General features: G+C 74.7%; 19 protein-coding genes and 1 pseudogene. 6 read left to right on the top strand and 14 right to left on the bottom strand.

Annotated features, from left to right (window positions below):
- From AKI01S_RS52150 to AKI01S_RS41980, 4 genes are all read left to right on the top strand, one after another.
- A partial coding sequence (locus tag AKI01S_RS52150) for a hypothetical protein (protein WP_245682008.1) occupies positions 1-1,157 on the top strand: 1,157 nt, incomplete at its 5' end.
- On the top strand, positions 1,151-2,092 hold the full coding sequence (gene aztC, locus AKI01S_RS41990) for a zinc ABC transporter substrate-binding protein AztC (RefSeq protein ID WP_067831371.1): 942 nt from the start codon (positions 1,151-1,153) through the stop codon (positions 2,090-2,092). The genes AKI01S_RS52150 and aztC, both read left to right, overlap by 7 nt.
- Positions 2,093-2,133: 41 nt before the next feature.
- Complete coding sequence (gene aztD, locus AKI01S_RS41985) at positions 2,134-3,303, top strand: zinc metallochaperone AztD (protein WP_218010024.1); 1,170 nt, start codon at positions 2,134-2,136, stop codon at positions 3,301-3,303.
- A gap of 93 nt (positions 3,304-3,396) precedes the next feature.
- On the top strand, positions 3,397-3,807 hold the full coding sequence (locus AKI01S_RS41980) for a Fur family transcriptional regulator (protein ID WP_067831367.1): 411 nt from the start codon (positions 3,397-3,399) through the stop codon (positions 3,805-3,807).
- Between the two features lie 290 nt (positions 3,808-4,097).
- Here the strand turns inward: AKI01S_RS41980 and AKI01S_RS41975 are convergent, their stop codons facing one another.
- The 3 genes from AKI01S_RS41975 to AKI01S_RS41965 all read right to left on the bottom strand — a co-directional run bounded on the left by AKI01S_RS41975 (position 4,098) and on the right by AKI01S_RS41965 (position 7,325).
- Complete coding sequence (locus tag AKI01S_RS41975) at positions 4,098-4,631, bottom strand: class E sortase (RefSeq protein WP_169814106.1); 534 nt, start codon at positions 4,629-4,631, stop codon at positions 4,098-4,100.
- A 190-nt stretch (positions 4,632-4,821) separates the two neighbouring features.
- Positions 4,822-6,204: a chaplin family protein gene (locus AKI01S_RS41970; protein ID WP_067831363.1), complete on the bottom strand. Its 1,383-nt coding sequence runs from the start codon at positions 6,202-6,204 to the stop codon at positions 4,822-4,824.
- A 191-nt stretch (positions 6,205-6,395) separates the two neighbouring features.
- On the bottom strand, positions 6,396-7,325 hold the full coding sequence (locus AKI01S_RS41965) for a hypothetical protein (RefSeq protein ID WP_157420547.1): 930 nt from the start codon (positions 7,323-7,325) through the stop codon (positions 6,396-6,398).
- A gap of 575 nt (positions 7,326-7,900) precedes the next feature.
- Here AKI01S_RS41965 and AKI01S_RS41960 point away from each other — a divergent pair.
- Positions 7,901-8,125 carry a hypothetical protein gene (locus AKI01S_RS41960; RefSeq protein ID WP_067831360.1) on the top strand — a complete coding sequence of 75 codons (225 nt, stop codon included), beginning with the start codon at positions 7,901-7,903 and terminating at the stop codon, positions 8,123-8,125.
- Positions 8,126-8,265: 140 nt separating this feature from the next.
- On the opposite strand, the gene AKI01S_RS41955 is transcribed toward AKI01S_RS41960, so the two are convergent.
- From AKI01S_RS41955 to AKI01S_RS53995, 3 genes are all read right to left on the bottom strand, one after another.
- Positions 8,266-9,477 (bottom strand): NAD(P)-binding domain-containing protein, encoded by a 1,212-nt coding sequence (locus tag AKI01S_RS41955; RefSeq protein WP_067831358.1) that lies wholly within the window; start codon positions 9,475-9,477, stop codon positions 8,266-8,268.
- A gap of 129 nt (positions 9,478-9,606) precedes the next feature.
- On the bottom strand, positions 9,607-10,842 hold the full coding sequence (locus tag AKI01S_RS41950; protein WP_157420546.1) for a carboxylate--amine ligase: 1,236 nt from the start codon (positions 10,840-10,842) through the stop codon (positions 9,607-9,609).
- A 385-nt stretch (positions 10,843-11,227) separates the two neighbouring features.
- On the bottom strand, positions 11,228-11,464 hold the full coding sequence (locus AKI01S_RS53995) for a hypothetical protein (RefSeq protein ID WP_169814105.1): 237 nt from the start codon (positions 11,462-11,464) through the stop codon (positions 11,228-11,230).
- 31 nt (positions 11,465-11,495) lie between these two features.
- On the opposite strand from AKI01S_RS53995, the pseudogene AKI01S_RS54770 reads away from it, so the two are divergent.
- Positions 11,496-11,723, top strand: a pseudogene (locus AKI01S_RS54770) (glycosyl hydrolase); the annotation flags it as partial.
- Between the two features lie 236 nt (positions 11,724-11,959).
- Here AKI01S_RS54770 and AKI01S_RS41940 read toward each other — a convergent pair.
- The 8 genes from AKI01S_RS41940 to AKI01S_RS41905 all read right to left on the bottom strand — a co-directional run.
- Positions 11,960-13,444, bottom strand: coding sequence for a glycosyltransferase family 4 protein (locus tag AKI01S_RS41940; RefSeq protein ID WP_067831351.1), 1,485 nt, complete (start codon positions 13,442-13,444; stop codon positions 11,960-11,962).
- On the bottom strand, positions 13,437-14,567 hold the full coding sequence (locus AKI01S_RS54475) for a GNAT family N-acetyltransferase (protein WP_067831349.1): 1,131 nt from the start codon (positions 14,565-14,567) through the stop codon (positions 13,437-13,439). Before AKI01S_RS54475 ends, AKI01S_RS41940 begins: the two co-directional genes overlap by 8 nt.
- Positions 14,564-15,268: a YveK family protein gene (locus AKI01S_RS41930; protein ID WP_084000778.1), complete on the bottom strand. Its 705-nt coding sequence runs from the start codon at positions 15,266-15,268 to the stop codon at positions 14,564-14,566. The genes AKI01S_RS54475 and AKI01S_RS41930 overlap by 4 nt, the downstream gene beginning before the upstream one ends.
- Positions 15,269-15,278: 10 nt before the next feature.
- Positions 15,279-16,415, bottom strand: coding sequence for a glycosyltransferase (locus AKI01S_RS41925; protein WP_067831346.1), 1,137 nt, complete (start codon positions 16,413-16,415; stop codon positions 15,279-15,281).
- Positions 16,412-17,125, bottom strand: a complete 714-nt coding sequence (locus AKI01S_RS41920) for a polysaccharide deacetylase family protein (RefSeq protein WP_067831344.1) — start codon at positions 17,123-17,125, stop codon at positions 16,412-16,414. The genes AKI01S_RS41925 and AKI01S_RS41920 overlap by 4 nt, the downstream gene beginning before the upstream one ends.
- The gene (gene murJ / locus AKI01S_RS41915) at positions 17,125-18,756 is read right to left on the bottom strand and encodes a murein biosynthesis integral membrane protein MurJ (protein ID WP_084000777.1); all 1,632 of its coding nucleotides are present in this window, start codon (positions 18,754-18,756) and stop codon (positions 17,125-17,127) included. Before murJ ends, AKI01S_RS41920 begins: the two co-directional genes overlap by 1 nt.
- Complete coding sequence (locus AKI01S_RS41910) at positions 18,753-20,162, bottom strand: O-antigen ligase family protein (protein ID WP_157420545.1); 1,410 nt, start codon at positions 20,160-20,162, stop codon at positions 18,753-18,755. Before AKI01S_RS41910 ends, murJ begins: the two co-directional genes overlap by 4 nt.
- On the bottom strand, positions 20,159-21,479 hold a 1,321-nt coding region (locus tag AKI01S_RS41905), incomplete at its 5' end, for an exopolysaccharide biosynthesis polyprenyl glycosylphosphotransferase (protein WP_067831337.1). The genes AKI01S_RS41905 and AKI01S_RS41910, both read right to left, overlap by 4 nt.

The following is a 21,479-nucleotide window of genomic DNA, read 5'->3' as shown; positions in this document are numbered from 1 at the left end:
CGGCCGCCGTCGCGGCGGCCCTCCTGCTGGCGGGCTGCGGCGGCGCCTCCCGGCCCGCGGGCACCGCGGACGCCGGGCCGGCCCCGCACGGGTACGTCGCGGGAGCCGAGGAGGCGGCCGAGGCGCAGTGGCGTCTCGTCCTGGCCGAGGAGGGCGGGAAGGTCCACGCGCTGGACCCCGCCACCGGCGGGACCGTCCCCGTCGCGGAGGCCCCCGGCCTCAGGGCGATGGGCGGCGACGGGCGCTTCGCCTACCTGACCGTGGGCGACGGCCTGCGCGTCGTCGACAGCGGGGTCTGGACCGTCGACCACGGCGACCACGTGCACTACTACCGCGCCCGCACGCGCGTGGTGGGCGACCTGCAGAACGCCGGGGACCCCGACGTCGCCGGGGACCCCGCCCTGACCACGCTGTCCACGGCCGGCGGCGTCCGCGTCCTGGACCGGAAGGCCCTCGACGCCGGGAGGATCGGCGAGGCCGCCAAGGTCGAGGGACGCGTGGCCGTGCCGTACGCCGAACACCTCCTGGTCGCCTCCCCGGGGCAGGGGAACGTCACCGTCCACGACCGCGCCGGCCGCCGCGTGTCGCGACTGCCCGAGCCGTGCCCCGACCCCCGGGGGCAGGCGACGACCCGGCGCGGGGCCGTCCTCGGCTGCTCGGACGGGGCCCTGGTCGTGACGCACGAGGACGGGACGTTCCGCGCGCGGAAGATCGCCTATCCGGGCGAGGTGCCGGACGCCGAACGCGCCCGGGAGTTCCGCCACCGCCCCGGCTCGACGGTGCTGGCGGCCAGGGCCGGGGACAGGGGCGCCTGGGTCCTCGACGTGGCCGCCGGGAAGTGGCGCAGGGTCGGTGACGCCCCCGCGCTCGCGGTGAACGCGGTGGGCGAGGACTCCCCGGTCCTGCTGCTGGGCCGGGACGGCACGCTGCGTTCCTACGACCCCGCCTCCGGCAGGGAGGAGGCGCGCAGGAAGCTGCTGGAGGAGCCCGGCGGCACGCGGCCCGAACCGGTGATCGAGGTGGACACCGCCCGCGCCTACGTCAACGACCCCGCCGGAAACGCCGTCCACGAGATCGACTACAACGACGGCCTGCGCCTGGCCCGCACCTTCAAGCTCCCCTTCGCCCCCCGGCACATGGTGGAGACGGGCTGGTGAGCGCTTCCGCATCCCGCGGCAGGCGGCGCGCCGCCGCGCTCCTGGCCGCGCTGTGCCTGGCCCTGCCCCTGGCGGGCTGTTCGGCCGCGGGCCCCGGGCGGTCCGGCGTGGTGGTCACCACCAACATCCTCGGCGACGTCGTCCGCAACGTCGTGGGCGACCAGGCCGAGGTGACGGTGCTGATGAAGCCCGACGCCGACCCGCACTCCTTCGGCGTCTCCGCGCAGGAGGCCGCCCGCATCGAGAACGCCGCGCTCCTCGTCCACAACGGCCTCGGCCTGGAGGAGGGCGTGGCGCGCAACGTGAAGGCGGCCGGCGCCCAGGGCGTCGCGACCCTGGCGGTGGGCGAGCGGGTCGACCCGATCCCCTACGCCGAGGGGAAGACCGCGCGGCGGCCCGACCCGCACTTCTGGACCGACCCGGTCCGGATGCGCAAGGCCGTCGACCTCGTCGCCGAGCAGGTCATCGCGCACGTCGACGGCGTCGACGCCGGGAAGGTCCGCGCCAACGCGGCCGCGTACGGCGGGCAGGTCACCGCCCTCGACTCCTGGATGAGGGGCGAGTTCGCCAAGATCCCGTCCGGGCGCCGCAGCCTGGTCACCAACCACCACGTGTTCGGCTACCTCGCGCGGCGCTACGGCTTCCAGGTCGTCGGGGCCGTCATCCCCAGCGGCACCACGCTCGCCTCGCCGGGCGGCTCGGACCTCAAGTCGCTGGCCGACGCGGTCCGGCGGGCGGGCGTCCCCACCGTCTTCGCCGACTCCTCCCAGCCGGACCGGCTCGCGCGGGTCATGGCGCGGGAGACCGGGCTGAACCTCAGGGTCGTCCCGCTCTACTCCGAATCCCTCACCGGCGCCGGCGGCGGCGCCCCCACCTACCTGCGCATGATGCGCGCCAACACCGAAGCCATCACCGCCGGTCTGTCCGCGCGGTGACCCGACCCCCACAGGAACAGGGAACGAGAATGAGGCACTCCATGCGAACGCGGCCGCTCACCAGGGCCGCACTCCCCGCGGCGATGACGGCGCTGGGCCTCACGCTGGTCGCGTGCGGCCAGAACGGCTCCGTCGCGCAGGACAGGACGGCGGCGCCCGCCGCGGCCAAGGTGAAGGACCCGCTGGTGGCGACCTACGACGGCGGCCTGTACGTCCTCGACGCCACGACGCTCAAGGTCGTCCAGACCATCCCCCTCGCCGGGTTCAACCGCGTCAACCCCGCCGGGAACGGCCGCCACGTCATGGTCTCCACCGCCACCGGGTTCCGGGTGCTGGACGCCGTCGGCGCCCAGCTCACCAAGGACGAGTTCGCCGCGCCCAAGCCGGGCCACGTCGTCCACCACGCGGGGAGGACCGTACTGTTCTCCGACGGGGCGGGGAAGGCGATCGTCTTCGACCCCCGCGGCCTCGGGAACGGGCTGCCGCAGGCGACCACCCACACCACCCGGCACCCCCACCACGGCGTGGCGATCGCGCTGGCCAACGGCGAGCTGGTGGTCACGCACGGAACCGAGGAGAAGCGCACCGGAATCCAGGTCCTCGACAAGGGCGGCAAGGAGGTGGCCCGCAGCGAGGACTGCCCCGGCGTGCACGGCGAGGCCACCGCCAAGGACGAGGCCGTGCTGATCGGCTGCGAGAACGGCGCGCTGCTCTACAAGGACGGAAAGATCACGAAGGTCAGGGCGCCGGACGAGTACGGACGCATCGGCAACCAGGCCGGCCACGAGGAGTCCCCGATCGTCCTCGGCGACTACAAGACCGACCGCGACGCCGAGCTGGAACGCCCCGAGCGGATCTCCCTGATCGACACCCGGACCGGCGGCCTCAGGCTGGTCGACCTCGGGACCAGCTACACCTTCCGGTCGCTGGGCCGCGGCCCGCACGGGGAGGCGCTGGTGCTGGGCACCGACGGGGCGCTCCACGTCATCGACCCCGAGCGCGGCCGGGTCACCGGGAAGATCAAGATCATGGGCGAGTGGCGGGAGCCGCTGGAGTGGCAGCAGCCCCGGCCCACCCTCCACGTGCGCGACCACACCGCCTACGTCACCGACCCCGGCGGCCGGAAGGTGCACGCCGTCGACATCGAGGCGGGGAAGGTGACGACCACCGCCGAACTGCCCCAGGCCCCCAACGAGCTCACCGGCGCCTGAGCCCCCGTCCGCCGGGGGCAGGAGGGGAGTTGAGGATGACCGTCGTCTTCGGCAGGGCCTCCCTCGCCGGAGGAGGCCGCGTGGGCGCGTCCCGTGGCCGGTGACGCCGACGCGCTGCGGGCGCGCGGCGTCCCGGCCACGCCGCGGCGGCTGGCGGTGCTGGCGGCGCTGGCCCGGCAGGACGGGCCGCGCAGCGCGCTCGCGCTGCACGCCGCCCTGTGCTCCGACGGAGCCGACATCAGCCTGACCACCGTCTACCGCGCGCTCGCCACCCTGACCCGGGCGGGTCTGGTGCACGCCGTGGACCACGGGACCGAGACCGTCTACCTGGCCTGCGGCGACGAGCGGCACGTCCATCTGGTGTGCCGCGTCTGCGGGCTGGTGGCGGAGGCCGAGCCGGTGCGGCTGCGGGGCCGGTCCGCCGGACGGCCGGAGGCCCGCGCCTTCCTGATCGAGGAGGTCCACGGCGTGTGCGGCCCCTGCCGCACCGCCCCGCGCACGTGACCCCGCCCCCCTGACGCCGCTGACCCCCGGTCACCGGCCTCGACCCGGCAAGGAGCACCCGACCGTGACGAAGGACGCGGCCACCGGCGAGGCGGGCCGGGCCGACGTCGTGGGCGAGGAGATGGTGCGGTGGGTCAACGCCTACCGGACGTGGGAGGGCGAGCGGCTCGTCAGCGAGGAGGTCGCCGAGTTCGACTGCCATGTCGTCTCCGACCAGCGACTGGCCGGGGAGTCGGCGGCCGGTCTGACGGCCGTGCCGGACGCGCCCGCGGCGTGCGCGCCTGGCGGCGCTAGGCGCCGGTCGGCGTCCGGTTCTGGCGGGCGGTCACGATCAGCCGTTTCCGGTCGGACCCCTTGGGGTGGCAGGTGATCAGGGTGATCACGCTCTCGACGGCCCGCCGCCGGGGGTGGAAGGGCACCGGGGCCAGGGCCGACCAGGCGTTCGCCGGGCCGATGCGGACGGCGGTGACCGAGTAGTCGCGGGAACGCCCCCCGGAGCGCACGGTGATCCGGTCCCCGCGGCGGAGGCGGTCCAGGTCCGCGAACGGCGCGCGGCCGGTCGTGCGGTGGCCCAGGAAGACCGCGTTGCCGACCTGCCCCGGCATCTGCGTGCCCGGGTAGTGCCCGACGCCGCGCCACAGGGTCCGGCGGTCGACGCCCTCCCTGGCCTTCACCGACAGCCCGATCCTGGGGATCCTCAGGTGCGCCACCACGAACGCGTTCGGGTCGGCCCGGGTCGCGTCGACCCGCGCCGGAGACCAGACCACTCCCGTCGCGAACCCGGCGAGCACCGCCGCGGCCACCAGACGACGCCGTCGAATCACGATCCACCCCACATCCGCTGAACGGCCGGTCGTTTCCTGACAAGGGAGAAGGGACGAGACACCCGAGGGCGGCAGGATCGCTGTCTGCCGCCCTCTCCCGCGGGTGCTGTCGTCGAGCGGGAGGCGAAGGTCGTCCGCCGGTCCCGCTCCGGTACCGCTACGGCGCCGGAAAGCGCGCCGGGAAAACGCCTTACAGGATCTCCTCGCCGCCGACCTTCATGCCGGGAAGGCCGTTGATCGGCAGGCGCGGACGGCCGGCGGGCTCACGGCCGGGGGCGGCCTCCTCGGGCACCGGCACGCCGATGCGCTTGGCCAGGGAGCGCAGCAGCTCCGCGGGCTTCATCATCGCCTCCTCCTCGCCCCCGCGCAGGGCCATGCGCCGGGTCGAGGGCAGCGCCGCGCCGGCGCGCTCCCTCATCCCGAGCTTGCCGAGCAGCCGGCCCTTGGCGCTGCCGAGCAGCCGGCCCTTGGCATTGGCGACCAGCCGGTTCTTGGTCTTGGTGACCAGCTTGTCGACCTGCATGCCCTCGGCAGGGGTCGGCAGGGCCCGCGTGGTGTTCGCGGTGCTCTGGGTCGTGGACTCCAGCCGCCTGGTCGACGGCAGCGAAGACCGCTTGGTCGAGGGCAGCGGGGCCTTGACCACCGACAGCGGGGCCTTGATCGCGGACTGCTTGGCCTTGGGCGCGGGCTTCGGGGCCTTGACCGGGGACTGCTGGACCTTGGGTGCGGGCTGCTGCGCCTTGGGCGCGGGCTGCGGGGCCCTGGGCGCGGGCTGCGGCGCCTTGGTCAGGGGCAGCGGCGGCGAGCTGACCTCGGAGTCGGCCGGCCCCCAGGGTCGCGGAGCGCCGATGGTGGAGTTGGTGACGGTCGCGGCCCCCTTGCAGACGGCCTTGGCGGTGCCCACCACGGCCAGGGCGTTGCCGCACACGTTCACCGGCGCCGAGACCGGCGCGTAGGCCTGGTTCCCGCCCAGGACGCTGACCTTGCCCGAGGTCTTCATGCCCTCGCCGACGCCCTCGTTGTCGACGTGGGAGCTGCCCTTGCAGAGCGCCGTGGCGGTGCCCACCACGGCCGCGGCGTTGCCGCACACGTTCACCGGCGCCGAGACCGGCGCGTAGGCCTGGTTCCCGCCCAGGACGCTGTACTTGCCCGAGGTCTTCATTCCCTCGCCGACGCCGTGGTTGGTCACCGTGGCCGAGCCGTGGCAGGCGGCCTTGACCGCGGCGGCGATCCCCAGGGAGTTGCCGCACACGTTGATCGGCGCCGAGATCGGGGCGCGCAACTGGTTGCCGCCGCCCACCGAGAGCTTGCCCGAGCTCTTCATGCCGTCGCCGTGACCGACGTTGGTGACGTGGGTGCTCCCCAGCGTGCTGGAGTTGGCGCTCCCCAGCACCCCGGCGGAGTTGCCGCTGATGTTCACCGGCGCCGAGACCGGCGCGTTGAGCTGGTTGCCGCCCAGCACGCTGAGATTGCCGTTGGTGATGTCGGCGGCGGCGAGCGACGCGGTCGTGGAGCCGATCACGACGGCCCCGGCGGCCACGAGGGCCGCCCTGCTGGTGTGCTTGACCCACATGTGCACGATGTGCTCCTGGTTCTGTGGATGGATTGGTTGGATCGTCCGGACGGGGAGGTGCTCTCCTCGGTCGGGACGGCCACCGCAGCGCGGCTGCGGTATCACGGGAAGGTCGAAAGGTCCGGCGGCCACGGGACGAGCGGGCCGCGGAAGGCTGACAGGGCCCGGCGAAGGCGGGCGTCAGCGGGTCGTCAGTCGGGGACGACCAGCGGGATGCGCGGGTTGACCAGGCCGATGAGCGAGGCCAGGTAACCGGCGGACACCCCGGCGAAGGAGCGGGGCATCAGCGGGGCGTCGGGCGGCGTGCTGGCCGCCCAGCCCGTGCCGAGGTCCGCCTGCGCCAGCGCACCGCGCGGGTGGGCGGGCGCGACGGGGTCGTGCCGCACGGGCGACATGGGCTCCGAGCATTCCGGAGGAGCGCAGTGCTCCCCGGCGGCGTCCCGGACGGCGTGCCCGAAGGCGAGCGCGTGCGGAGAACGTTCCCGCATGCCGTCGCCCCGCACCGGCGTCCCGGTCACCGACCGCGCCATCACCGGCCCGTCGTCCGGCGTCGCCGACGCGACGATCGCCGTTCCGGCGGGGAACGCGGCGCGGGCCGAGCCCGACGCGCCGGAGCCGAGCCCCGTCACGGGCCAGACGGGAAGGAGCGCGGGCCGGACGGTCGCCGGCGGCGCGGCCTTCTGACGACCCCCCGCGTCGAGCAGGACCAGGCCCGGAGGCAGGCTCCGCGCGACCTTCCCGACGGAACGGTCCAGACCACGGGCCGGGGCGACCATGCGGGCCGCCCGCGTGACGACGACGCCGTCGACCCGTCGGGTGGTGGCGATGACGTGCTCCACCCGGGTCAGCGCCGCGGTGGGACGCGGCCCGGCGGACGCGCCGCGGGGCACGTTCACCTGGGCGACCCGCTGCGCGCTCGCTCCGGACACTCCCGTCGCGGGCGAGGACGGCACGGGATCCTGCGCCGCCCGCGCGTCGGGCTGGTCCAGGGAGACCACCAGCAGCCAGCCCGCCATGACGCCGACGGCCACGAACGCGAGGCGGGCGAAGAGGCGGACCGCGGCGCGACGAAACCGCCCCGGAGGCCGCCCGGCCTCCAAGGAAGTGTCCGTCGACGCCATTTTCCCGCTCCCCTATCCCGCTGCCGTTCGGGCGGCCGTCCGTCACCCCGTTCTCATAGGGACCGGTCGAACCGTAGCACCCGGCCCGAGAAGATCAATCAAATGCGGTGGACCGGCGTGTCCCGTATCCGACTTCGGCACTTCGGGCGTCGCACCGCGCCGACCATAAAAGAAGCGCCCACCGGCGTGCGTGAACACGCGGTCGCCGACCGTCCACAGCCATTCCTACCCGGGGACCTCCGGCACTGTCCGGGGGCTTGGGCGCGTCTTTCCGATCCCTCGGCCCGCGCCTTGCCCCGACAGACCCGCCCCACCCCCTCGATTGGCCCCTCATGGCCGACTCACAGCACGTTCCTGGCCTCCCGGCCCGCCGCACGTGACACCAAAATCCGCTATCGCCGGGTTTGCCATAACAACGCACAAAAGGGGTCACCAGCAATCAACAATTTCTAGGCAAAATGCGTTTGCGGGACGAGCGTTCCGCCAAAAGATCGGATGCGATTGGCGTGCTGGCTCAGGCCGCATGGGTCGGTTGGAGTTAGTTCTGCTGTGTTCTCTTCACGAATGGAGACGAAATGTTCAAGCGACTGGCCGCCGTAACCCTCATCGGCGGAGCTGCTTTCACGACGGTCACCGCCGCACCGGCCGTCGCCGAGGAACGTGCGGAAAACATCCAGATCATCGCGATCCAGACCTGCCGTAGCGTCGACATCGCGGGCCTCGGCGCCGCGATCCACAACATCCTCGGCACCACCTACGAGCACGGCCCCTGCATCAACGGCTCGTTCGCGGACCGCTGACCCGGCTGATCCCCGCACGATCCAGGGGGGTGGCATCCACGGTGATGCCACCCCCTGTGCCGTCCCGGGACGCGGGCGGGAAAGGCTGAGGGGCGTGCGCGACGGCCGGATGCCGCGCACGCCCCCCGCGCCGTCGGCCGTCAGACGGTGACGGGCTTGGGGACGGTGGTGTCACGGGTCCCGGCGTGCAGGGCGATGTGCCGCGCGACGCGGCGGGCGCAGAAGTCCGCGCCGTGGACGAAGCGCATCACCGGGCCGAAGCTCGCCGCCGCGCTCAGCCCCGTGAAGTACAGACCCGGCACCGACGCCTGGAAGTTCGCGTCCAGCCGCGGCGACCCCGCGACCCGCCGCAGCCGCTGGCGCAGGTCCGGGGACAGGACGGTGACGCGGTCCAGCTGGGGGCGGTAGCCGGTGGCCGCGATCACGTGGTCGGCCGAGTGGATCTGCGGGCCGTTGGGACCGAGCGTCGACACCATGACCTTGCCGTCGGCCTCGGTGGCGCCGGACAGGTGCTGGTGCAGGTTGACGGTCACGCGCTCGTCCATGCGGTCCCGCAGCCACCAGGAGCCCGCCGGTCCGAGGGTGGTGCGCACCAGCTCCAGCCGGGCGCCCTGCGGGAGCAGCCGGGTGACCTGGGGCGCCTCGGACCAGACCCAGGTCCGCCAGCCCCGGCCCAGGCCGGAGTGGGGGCCGCGCAGCAGCGTGTCGAGCCGCGAGGAGGACCGCCGCGGCGGCGCGTTCCACGCCAGCCGGGGCGTGCGGGCGACCAGGCGGGGCCGCGCCCCGGCGTCGGCCAGCAGCACGGCGGTCTCGATCGCCGACTGCCCGGCGCCCACGACGATGACGTCCTGGTCGGCGAAGACGCCGAGGTCGCGGTGCTCGGAGGCGTGGGTCAGCGCCCGCGGCGACAGGTGCGAGATGACGTCGGGGGTGTGGGCGAAGGCGCCGACCCCGATGGCGACGACCACGGTGCGGGCCCGGACCACCTCCTCGGTCTCCAGCGTGACCCGGTAGCCGCCCTCGTCCTGCGCGACGTTCGTGACCAGGGTCTCCTCGGGGCCGGGGTCGAGGTGCTCGGCGAACCAGCGCCCGTAGGACGTGAACATGTCCAGCGGGATGGGCCGGCCCATCGTGTCCCACTCGGAGTGACGGTCGAGGAAGGACCGTCCCGGGTGGGGAGAGCCGAGGCTGGAGGCGAACGGTTCGGATTTCAGGAACATGCCCACCGGCATCCGGTTGTCCCAGAAGTGCATGGGAGTGCCGATGATCCGCGTCCGCAGGCCGAGGGCCTGGGCGTGGGCGGCGACCGACAGTCCGTAGGGACCTGCGCCGACGACCAGAACGTCGATCATGGACTGAGTCAAGGCTGATGCTCCAATCAGAGATGCGCGGCGTCGGTGTGCGAGGGCGGCCACCCGTGGGATGTCGCGGGCTGGTTGCCGGGCGATTTTCCGGTGGCGCGGACGCCTGTCGGCTCTGTCCTATCGGGGACGGCGAACCCGGCGCCCCAGTTTGGAGGTGGCCGCGACGATGTTTTGCCAGGCCAAGGGCAACAGCGGCATCAGATCGTCGGCGGCCAGCCAGGCGAGCTCGTCGGCCTGCCGCAACCGGCCGGGGAGGGTGGCGCAGCGGACCGGGCGGACGACGGCGTTCTGCAGGTAGTGGTTCTCGACCAGCAGGGTGCGCCCGTAGGCGGGCCGGATCGGAGGCACGGGCCGTCCGGACAGGTGGAGGTGCTGGACGCGCACGATGTCCAGCCCCTGGAGGTCGTGGAACAGCCGGAACTGGGCGCCCAGCCGGGGGTTGAAGTCCACCAGGTGGTAGGTCCGGGTGGCCCGGTCGTAGCGGAAGTCCAGGTCGACGACGCCTCGGTAGCCCAGCTGCTTGACCAGCGCGCACGCGTGCTCTTCGAGCTCGGGGTTGGCGACCCACTGCCCGACGACGGTGTGGCCGTTCTTGGCGGGGCGCGCGAGCAGCTTGCGCCCGGCGCCGCCGAACAGGCAGGTCGAGGACTCGTCGAAGTACCCCTGGTAGAACCAGTCGTCGCCGTCGCCGCCGACGATCCGTTGCAGCACGACGGGTCCCGCGAGCGTCAGGGCGGCGGTGCCGTTCTCCCCGCCCAGCCGCAGCGCCTGGGAGCGGTCGCCGACGACCAGGGTGCTGGGGCAGCCGACGGGGAGCTGCCATGGACGCGCCCACTTGGCGATGAGCGGCAGCCCGAGCCGGGTCATGGCCTCGTCGATCTCGCGGAGGTCGCCCGCGACCCGGCTCGGCGGGTGGTCGATGTCGTGGTGGCGGCACAGGTCGGTCAGCTCCGCCTTGTCCGCGACCCGGCGGGGGAGGTCGGGCGGCGGGGCGGGAAAGACGAAGTCGTCCTGGAGCCGGGAGGCGTGGGCGGCGACGAACAGCGCGCTGGCGTCGTCGACCGTCACCAGCATCGCGCGCCGGCCGATGTCGCGGGCGACGGACCGCAGGTGCGCCAGGAGCTTCCCGGGGGCGTCGGACTCCACGCACCAGGGCTGCCCCCGGTGAAGGTGGCGGGACCACGCGGTGGGGTTGGCGCGCGTCTCCAGCAGGGCGTGGACCTCGACGCCGGCGCGGCCGAGGGAGCGCGCCGCTCCCAGCGTCCCGTGGTGCAGGGGATAACGCCGTGTGCGCAGGATCAGCACCGGAAGGTCGACGTCGAGTTCTAGCTGCGCGGAACGACGGGAAGCCACAGAACGCCCAACCACCTTCACTCGGGTTTGAACAAACCTTGGATCAGTTATGAAAAAGGAAGATCTTCTAGGTTGTTGTGTAGATCATGTTCGCCGGTCACGGACGCGGGAACACCCTATACATGGGGACCGGCGATATCCACTGCACCGTTCGGCGGTTTCTCGCCGGGCTAAGGCAAGCGGCCTGTCGCCGAGGAGCGAGAACAGCCTGCGCAGGCGCTATGATAGCGACCGTCCTGATCACTGGCAGTGCCTTTTCTTATCGCCTTCAGGAAAATCGAGAAATGGTTCCCCTGGGGGCTTTCCTCGGTTCCGGGAGCGAGGGCGTGCGGCGTATCGACGCGTTCCAGCGCTGGCTGGACTCACCGGTGCGGGTGGGGCACACCTACCTGCCCGGCGAGGACTGGTCGGGCATCGAGGGGCCGGCGTACATCCTGGAGCCCTGGGCGCGGTGGCGGAGGGCCGACCCGGACCGGCTGCTGGTGCTGAACGTGCCCATGCTCGCGGCCAACGAGGACGGCCAGCCCGACCACCAGGTGGCCTCGCTGCTGCGCGCCGGCGCCGCGGGCGGCTTCGACTCCCACTTCCAGCGACTGTCGGCGCGGCTGGTGCGGGAGGGCATCGGCGACACGATCATCGTGCTGGGCTGGGAGATGAACGGCGCCACCTACACCAGCCGGTGCCGGCCGGACCCCGAGGCGTGGAAGGCGTACTGGAGACGCATCGTGCAGGCCATGCGCTCCGTTCCCGGGGCGCGGTTCCGTTTCGATTTCGCGGCGACGCGCGGGCTCGACGCCATCCCCTGGGACGTCTGCTATCCGGGCGACGACGTGGTGGACATCATCGGTTCCGACGCATATGACCAGCCCGCGGGCCGCGACTTCGACTACTACATCAACGAGCCCTATGGCCTGAAATACCACGCCGAGTTCGCCGCCGCCCGGAACAAACCCCTCTCATTTCCCGAGTGGGGCCTGTTCCACAACGGCGACAATCCCGCTTACATCGAGGGCATGCATTCGTGGATCACTTCCCACAACGTGGTCTACCAAACCATTACCGACTACTGTCCGCACGGCGTGTGGAGCTGCTCGCGCAACCCCGCGTCCACCGGCGCCTACCGCAGGCTGTTCGGCGGCAGGGGGTTTCCGGAGACGCCCTCGTCTCCCCCGGCGACCGCGGCGGGCTGCGCGAGCGGCACCGCCGGGCCGCCCGCCCCGACCTCGCAGCCCTCCGCCTCGCAGCTCGCCCCCTCGCCGGTCCCGTCCCCCGAGCCCAGGCCGGATCCCGGGACGCCCGCGCCGACGACGCCACCGGACACGCCGCCTCCCCCGGCCGAGACCCCGACGGCTTCCGCCGCGGGCGCCCCGCCCTCCGCGGAGCCCGCCCCGGCGCCGACCCCGGTCGACGCCCCGCCGGAGCATCCCGCCGAGAGTCCCGCCACTCCGACGCCGTCCGCGGCGCCCGCCCCGACACCACCGGTCACGCCACCGGCCACGCCCCTGGTCACCTCGGCCAGCAGCGACAGCGTCGCCTCGACGTCGAACGCGCCCGACGCCTCCGCGGCGGCGGCGCCCTCGGCGTCGGCGAGCTCCGGGTCCGCCAGCCTCGCCGCCACCGCCCCGGCCAGCTCGGCCGGGTCCGCCACCGGGACGAGCACGCCGGCGCCGGACGGCACCACCTCGACCAGCCCCGGGATCGCCGAGGCCACCACGCTCCTCCCGACCGCCATCGCCTCCAGCGCCACCAGCGGCAGCCCCTCCCAGCGGGAGGGCAGCACCACCACGTCGGACGCCGCCAGCCACCGGCGGGGATCGGGGACCCCGGGCGCGAACAGCACGCCCGGACCGGCCTGCGAACGCAGCTGATCGTGGGCGTCGCCGTCGCCGACCAGGGCCAGCCACGCCCGGGGGCAGCGGGCCCGGACCGCGGGCCACGCCCGCAGCAGCACGTCCTGGCCCTTCTGCCGGGTGAGCCGGCCCACGCAGACCGCCAGCCGCGCGTCGGGGGGCAGGCCCAGGGCGGCGCGGGCCTCGCGGCGCCCCTCGGGCGGGCACGGCCGGAACCTGCGAAGGTCCACGCCGTTGCGCACGAGGTGGAACGTGCCGTGGACCCCGGCGCGGCGCCCCTCCTGGAGCTCGCCGCTCCCCACGCAGACCACCGTGTCGGCGCGCGCGGCGGACCGGCGCTCCCACCACCGGCTCAGCGACCGCTGCGCCCCGGTGGCGGCCAGCCATGACCAGCCGTGCGGCTGGAAGACGACGCCGCGCCCGGAGGCCACCCCCGGCAGCCGCCCGGCCAGCCCGGCCTTGGCGGAGTGCAGATGGACCACGCGCGGATCGAAGCGGTCGATGATCCGGCGCAGCCGCCACGCCTCCCCGAGCAGGTGCGGCCCCGGGGACCGGCGCGCGGGCCAGGGGAACGACGCCACCTCCAGCTCGCGCAGCCGGGCGGCCAGCGGGCCGTCCGGCGGGCAGGCCACCGCCACCCGCCACCCGCGGCGCGCCTGGTCGTGGGCGGCCTGGGCGACGTAGGCGGCCACCCCGCCGTGGTCGGGCTGGCTGACGTGCAGGACCGCGAGGTCCGGCGGCCGTTCAGGCATCCGCGGCTCCCCCGCCGTTGGCGGCGGCGACGCGCCGCTGCTTGAACGCGCGCAGCCGGGCGTGCCCGTGGGCGCCGGCGGCGTAGAGCCCGCCGACCGCCGACCGGCACAGGATCACCCGCTGGTTGCGGGTGGGGGTCGGCTGCCACTTCCACTTGTACTCCTCCTGCCCGCGCAGGAGGCTCAGCCGCGGCACGCCCAGGTCGTGCGCCAGCTGCAGGTCGTACCGCAGCAGCATCAGCGACACGTCCATGCCCGAACGCAGGGCCGGGTCGCTGCCGTACAGGTAGGCCCCGACGAAGTCGCGCCCGATCAGCAGCAGGTCGCTGGCCACCAGCTCCTCGCCGCGCCGGTACCGCACGATCGCGGCCTGCCCGTCGCGGATCATCGCCGTGGACGCCTCGGCCAGCATGTCCCGGAAGCGGGCGCGGGTGTGCTCGGGGTTGACGCCCCGCCCCCGCCACTGGCCCAGGTGCAGCTCCAGCAGGTCGCCGACGGCCTCGGCGGCGCCGTCCGGCGGCACCCGCGTGACGTCCAGCCGGTGGGAGTCGATCCGGCGCAGCCGGGTCCGCAGCTTGCCCGCGGGGCGGCCGCGGAACCGCGCCAGGAAGGCGGCCGTGTCGCCGGCGGGCAGGTGCAGGCAGACCGAGGAGGGCATGCGGCGCACGTCGCGGGGCCAGCGCCGGGCCAGCAGGTCGACCGCGGCCCCCGGCGGGACCTCGGGGAAGTCGAGGGCGTGCCATCCGGGCCGGTCCAGCAGCGCCCGGACCAGGTGGTCGACGGCCTCGTCGGCGTAGCGGTCGTCCACCAGCACGTCGGTGAAGTCGCTCTGGCCCGCCGACAGCGGTCTCCAGACCGGGCGGCGCCAGTTCGGCGAGACCGCCAGCGGCGCGGCCGCCACCAGCTCGTCGTCCCGCCACACCAGGACCAGGCGGAGCTGGCCCGGCCGCCCGTAGTGGCGCCACCACGCCGTCACCCAGCCGAAGGACTGGAAGGGGGTGGCGGTCGCGCTGCGGCCGTAGAGGTCGCGCCACCGCTCCTCGATCTGCGGGAGGGCCTCGTCGTCGCTGCGGACCTGCGTCGTCCAGGTGACGGGGGGCGTGTGCCGGAGGCCGGTGCTCATCGCCTCACCTCGGCGGGTTCCGCGTCGGCGCCGGACCCGTCGGCGGAGGCCGGGAGGGAGCCGCCGGTGGCGGGGGACGGGACGGCGCGGTCACCGGAGGGCGCGCGTCCGGCGGAACCGGTCACGCGGGCGCGCTGGCGGATCGCGATCTGCGCCATCCCCGCCAGCAGGACGCCGGAGGCGCCGCCGACGGCGACGGTCACCGGAAAGCTCGGGGAGGACGGCTCCGTCGGGGCGACGGCCTGGCTCATCGTCGCCACCCGTACGCCGGTGTCGTGCCGGTGCGCGCCTCCGTACCGCACCAGCGCGTCGGCGGCGGCGTTGGCCAGCGTGACGGCCTCGCTGGCCGTGTCCGCCGAGCCGCTGATCTGGACCAGGGGGACGTCGGGAGAGGTGGAGACCTGGATGCCGGACCGGATCTGGTCGGTGGTCGTCCCGCGCGGGAGCGGGCTCGCCCAGGCCAGGGTCGAGGGCAGGGCGGCCACCCGCCCGTAGGCCTGGGCGAAGTTCACCGCCGTCGCTCCGCCGTCCTCGCTCTCCGCCACCACGACGACATGGGCCGTGGCGGTGTAGGTGGGGGGCTTGAGCAGGCCGTAGGCCGCCCCCGCCAGCAGACCGGCGAGCACGATCCCCACCATGCGGCCGACGTCCCGGCCGAGGAACCGGCGGAGGGCCCGGAGGCAGTGCCTGAGAAGCTGCATGAGTGACCTTTCAACGTGTGGGACGCGGCGACGACGCCCGGGGCGCTGCGGCCGTGGACGGAGCGGCGATCGCGCCGTACAGACGGGTCATCCGGTCGGCGACGGCGTCGATGGAGTAGCGGTCGACCGCGGCGGGCGGCGCCAGGCGCCCCGGCGGGCGGCGGGCGAGCCGCCCGATGGCCTCCCCGTAGGCGTCGGGGCTGCTGGGCACCCGGTGGGCGCCGGCGGCGTGGTCGGCGGGCAGGTCCTGGAGCGCGGGGCAGGCGGTGTAGAGCACGGGGAGGCCGCTGGCCAGCGCCTCCAGGACGCTGAGCCCGAAGGTCTCCTGCACCGAGGGGGCGGCGAAGACGTCCAGCGCCGCCAGCGCCCCGGGGACGTCGTCGGTGTCGCCCGCGAACAGGACGCGGGAGGCCGCCGGCGACCGCGCGGCCAGGCGCTCCAGCTCCCGCCGCCGGGGGCCGTCGCCCACGACGACCAGCCGGGCCGCGGCGGTGTGCTCCAGGGCGGCGATGAGCACCTCGGTGCGTTTGGTCGGCACCAGGCGGCCCACCGTGCCCACGACGAAGTCGTGCTCGTCCAGCCCCCACCGGCGGCGGGTGCGCGCGCGCAGCAGCGGGTCGAAGCGGAACGCGTCCGCGTCGATGCCGTTGGGAATGGTGACCACGCGCGCGGGGGGAACGCCCCAGTCGTCGAGGCGCGCCGCCACGGTGGGGGAGACCGCCACCGTGACCCGGCCCAGGCGTTCGCCGGCCCGGTACAGCAGCCGCACGGCGGGGCCGGTGGCGCGTCCTTCGAGATGCCCCTCGCCCAGCGAGTGCTCGGTGGCGACGACGCCGCGCACCCCGGCCAGCCGCGCCGCCAGCCGCCCGAAGACGCCGGCCCGGTACAGATGGGTGTGGACGATGTCGAACCGCCCCTGGCGGATCAGGCGGACCAGCGTCGGCAGCGCGGTCAGGTCGCGGTTGCCGCGCATGGCGAGCCGGTGCACCGGGATCCCGAGGGACTCGATGGGGTCGGCCAGCGTGTAGGGGCCGGTCAGCACGGCGACCTCGCACGGCACCGGCAGGCGGCGCAGCAGCGCGAGGAGCTGGCGTTCGGCTCCGCCGTGCCCCAGGCCGGTGATGACGTGCAGTACGCGCGGTGTCATATCCGCGTCCTCCAGCGCAGCCGGTGCCGCAGCGCCTTGGCGGTCAGCCGCAGGCGGTGGTCGCGTTCCCCGACGTAGGTCCGCGCCAGCGCGTGGCGGCACGGGTGCTCGTCCCAGATCGCGCATCCGTAGTCGTAGCCGGCCTTCTCGACGGCCTCCGCCTCGCGCGCGGTCAGGACGCCGTAGGGGTAGGCGAAGCCGCGCACCGGCCGGTCGATCATCCGTTCCAGGACGTCGCGGCTGCCGTGCAGCTCCTCGTGCAGCTCGCTCTCGGTGAGGTCGGGCAGCCGGCGGTGCCGCAGGCCGTGGGAGGCGACCTCCATGCCGACGTCGGCGACGGCCCGCAACTGCTGGTGGTCCATCAGGGGCTTGCGCGGCCCGTCGTCCCACTCGTTCCGCCCGGCGACGTGCCCGGCGACCATGAAGACCGTCGCGGTGAAGCCGTACCGCACCAGGAGCGGCGTGACCCGGGTGGCGAAGTCGGCGTACCCGTCGTCGAAGGTCAGCGCCACCAGTCCGCGGGCGGACCCGGCGGCCTGGGCGTCCAGGAGCTCCCGCACGCTCACCCCGCGCAGCCCGCGCGCCTGCAACCACCGCATCTGCCGGTCGAACCGGTCGGGGGACACCGTGATCAGATGCGGGTCGTGCTCGTAGGTGTCGACCGAGTGGTACATCAGCACGAACGGCATGGTGGCGATGCCGACGGTCATCACACTCTCCTCGCTTGGGAGTCGCGCGCCTTGCGGAAGCGGAGCGCCGCACGGCAGCAACGAGCGAACATCGAACGGCTCGACGGGTCGCCGGCCGCCAGGACCAGCCCGAACGCCGTCACGAGCACCACGGCGCCGACGGCGAGCTTCACCAGGGGGAACACCGAGGGGGCCAGCACGGCGGCGACCGCGGCGGCCAGCGCCCCGGCGGCGAGCGCGGCCAGCGCCGCGCGGGCGAGGTCGGCGCCGATCCGCCCGAGCGGGATCGGGACCACCCGCCTGCCGACCTGGTGCAGCAGGAGCAGCGCGGTCAGCGTGATGCCCGCGGCGTTGCCCGCGGCGAGCGCCGGGGTCCCGGCCGTGGCGGCCAGCAGGACCGCGACCGTCCAGGTCAGCCCGAGGCCCGCCGCCATGGCCAGGGCGGGCGACCACATCGGCCGGGCCTGGGCGAAGAACACCCGGGCCAGCACGCCCAGCGCCGCCTGCCCCCACAGCCCCAGCGCGTAGATCCGCAGCACGTCGGCGGTGCGGGCGGTGTCGTCGGCGTCGAAGTGCCCGTGCTGGAACAGGAACCGCACCGTGGGCTCGGCGAACGCGACCAGGAAGGCGACGGCGCACAGCACCACGCAGCTGACGGCCTTCAGGTCCGTCTGGACGCGGTGGCGGATCTGCGCGGTGTCGCGGTGGGCGGAGGCGCGCGCGAGGCGGGGGAAGGTCACCGTCACCAGCAGCAGCGACAGGACCATGGGCACCTGCGCGATCTTCTGGGCGTAGTTGAGGTGGGAGATCGCCCCGGCGGGCAGGCTGGACGCGAAGAACCGCTCGACCAGCACCTGCCCCTGCCTGGTCAGGGTGTAGACGACGATGGGGACGAGCGCGGCCGTCGCCAGCGTTCCGGGCTGGAGCCGGGGGGCGTCGGTGGGGGCGTCGGGGGACGCGGGGGCCGTCACGTCGGGTGCGGTCTCGTCCGGGCGTGGCCTGGCGCGCAGGCGGCGGTAGAAGGCCGGTGCCTGCACCAGGATCATGAGGACGCCGCCCGCGGCGACCCCGGCGGCGGCGCTGACGATCCCCAGGCCGTCGGCCAGGAGCGTGATGGAGGCGAGGATCCCCAGGTTGTAGGCCAGGTAGATGGCGGCCGGGGGACCGAAGCAGTGGTGGGCCCGCAGGGTGGCGTTCATGAACCCGGCGATCCCGAAGGTGAGGATGGTCACCGCGGTCAGCCGCACGCACGTCACGGCGGGACCGTGCGCCGTGATGCCGGGGGCCAGCAGGTCGACCAGGAGCGGCGCGGCGGCGACGGCGGCGACGGCCGCGACGGACAGCACCAGGACCAGCCTCGGCAGCACGAGGGACACCAGGGGGCGCACGCCGTGCGGCTGTTGCAGGGCGCGGGTGACGGCCGGGACCATCGCCAGCGCCATCGCGTCCTCGATCAGCAGCGGGGACACCGACTCGGGGATGCTCCAGGCGACGAGGAAGGCGTCGGTGCTGCTGCTGGCGCCGAACCGGTGGGCGATCAGCAGGTCCCGGGCGAACCCCAGCACGGTGCCCGTGCCGATCAGCGCCGCCGACAGCAGCGCGGCGCGGCCCGCGGAGTTGCCGGACCGGGGGCGGGTGGCGGTCACGCTCACCGGCGCGGGCGGGGGATCGGGCCGGGGCCGCCGGCGGGGGCGAGGCGGGGCGGGCGCCGGGGCGTCCGGTCCGGGGCGAACGTGTGGAAGGCCGCGTTCACCGCCAGCCCCAGCATGACCGCGAACAGGACGCTGGTGGGTCCCCCCAGGTCGGAGTAGAGGAAGTTCACCATGATGCTGACGGTGAAGCCCGCGCCGACCAGCCAGCGCGGGTCGTCCGGGCGGGGGCGCGCCCCGAGGGCGCTCGCCAGCCCCACCAGCAGCCCCAGGAGGGCGGTGACGCCGACGACGCCCTGCTCGGCCAGGACCAGCAGGTACTGGTTGTGCGGCGACAGCAGGGGCTGCCGCTGGTAGCCGTGGACCGGGTCGGCGGTCTCCCCCGCGAACGACACCGCGAGGGAGCTGTGGGCGTCGCGGTACCCGGCGAAGTTCTTCACCCCCACGCCGGTCAGGGGACGGTCCTGCCAGATGGCCACCGCGGACTGCCACAGCCCGTAGCGGTCGCTGACCGACTGGTCGGGCTGGTCGACGGAGGCCACCACCGACCGGGCGCGCTCGGCCAGCGTCGCCGAGCCCACCCCCAGCCCGCCGACCACGATGGTCAGCGCGGCGGTGACCAGCAGGATCGCGCGCAGCGCCAGCCGCAGGCTGACACAGACCATGATCGTCAGTACGCCGATCCCCGCCGCGATCCAGCTGCCCCGGCTCAGCGACAGCAGCAGGCCGGCGGCCAGCACGCCGAGGACCGCCCACGCCGCGACGCGCGCGGCGCCCCGGGCGAGCAGGGCCGCCGCGACCACCACGAACGCCGCGAACCCCGCGACGGTCGCCATCGCCATGACGTCGGTGGCGCCGAACGTCCCCACCGCCCGCACGTCGCGGCCCGCGTAGGAGGCGCCGGTCCCGGTGGCCGCCTGCCAGATGCCGTAGCCGGCCTCGCCGACCCCCACCACCGCCACCGCCGCGGCCGTGAGGGCGAAGTCCCGGCGGTCGCGCACCAGCAGCGTCACCGCCAGCGGCACCAGGACGAAGATCTGCAACACCCGCAGGTAACCGGGGAGGCTGTCGAGCGGATGGGGCGAGCAGGCCGTGGACAGGGCGGCCGCGCACGCGACCGCCCCCAGCAGCGCCATCGCCGTCCCGGACGGCCGCGTCCGGCCGGTGACCGCCAGCGCGGCGGCCGTCGCCACCAGGCCGACGCTGGCCAGGTCGCTGACGGTGACCTGCACGCCGTCCGCGGAGCTGGCCGTGCCGGGAGGGATCGCGACGCACAGGACCGTGGCGGCGATCAGCCAGCTCGCGCGGGGGGTCGTCCCGCCCCTGCCGCTCCCGGTGTCCGGAACGGGCGGGGCGGGTCGGGGGGTGCCGGGACCGGGGCCGGTCCCGGTGAGGTGGGGGGCGGTCACCGCTGCCGCCCGCACATGGCCAGCGCGGTCCAGACCAGGACCTTCAGGTCCCGGGCGAAGCTCCAGTTCTCGATGTAGTAGTTGTCGAAGCGGGCCCGCTGCTCGATGGAGGTGTCGCCGCGCAGCCCGTGGATCTGGGCCCACCCGGTGACGCCGACCGGGACGCGGTGGCGCCGGCTGTAGCCGGGGTGGGAGGCGCTGAACCGCTCGACGAAGTAGGGCCGTTCGGGGCGGGGGCCGACCAGGCTCATGTCGCCGCGGATGACGTTCCACAGCTGGGGCAGCTCGTCCAGCGAGGTGCCCCGCAGGAACCGGCCGACCGGTCCCATGCGGACGTCGCCCTCGACCGACCAGCGGGTGTCGGACTCGTGGGCGCTGTCGGGCTGGAGGGTGCGGAACTTCAGCAGGACGAACTCCCGGCCGCCGGCGCCGAGGCGCCGCTGCCGGAAGAGCACCCCGGGTCCGCCCTCGATCCGCGCGGCCACGGCGCACACCGCCATCACCGGCCACAGCACCGCCAGGAGCAGGAGCGCGGCCAGCAGGTCGAAGGCCCGTTTGGCGCGCCGCACGTGGCGGGCGCGGTGGAGGGTGTTGAGCGGCAGGCAGGGCAGTCCGGCGAGGTGGTCGAGGCCGTCGCCGGGGGGCAGCGGGGATCCGAGGCTCGGGAACAGAAGGGTCTCGACGGAGCCCTGCGAGGCCGCGGCCAGGACCTCGGGCGCCTGGGGGTGGGGGATGTCGTCGGCGACGAGCACCAGGACGTCGGCGGCGGCCGCCGCGGCGAGGGGGACGCACCGCGTCCCGTCGCCGAGGACCGGCACCGGGGGGCAGCCCGGGACGGGGTCGGGCGGGGTGGAGTCGAAGACCAGCTGGCCGATGGGGACCACCCCGAACTCGGGGTGTTCGAGCAGCGCGCCGGCCACGTGCGCGGTCGCCGTGCCGCCGCCGACCAGCAGGGCGCGGCGCTGGTGGGTCCGCCGGCGCCGGTAGGAGCGGGCCAGGCCGACCAGGAGGGCGTGCCCGCTCACCGCGACCACCGCGCAGACGCCCAGGGCGAGGAAGGCGACCGACGCCTGCGCCGTGCTCGCCAGCGGCGCGCCGGTCAGGAGCGCACCGAGCACGACCAGGGCGCACAGCCTCCGCACCAGGGGGACCGCCGTGTCCACCAGGCTCAGCGCCCGGCGCGCCCGGTACCGGCCGGTGAGCGTCTGCACGCCGACCACCGCGGACGCCGTCAGGCCCGCGTGCGCCACCGAGCGCGTCAGCAGCCACGAGGCCGCGAAGGCCGCCGCGGCGTCGGCGCCCGCGGCGCCCGCGGCG

Source organism: Actinomadura kijaniata NBRC 14229 (genome assembly GCF_001552175.1).
Lineage (GTDB): Bacteria > Actinomycetota > Actinomycetes > Streptosporangiales > Streptosporangiaceae > Spirillospora > Spirillospora kijaniata.
Note: the sequence above shows the minus strand (reverse complement) of the source record. Positions and strands in the feature narration are given on the sequence as shown.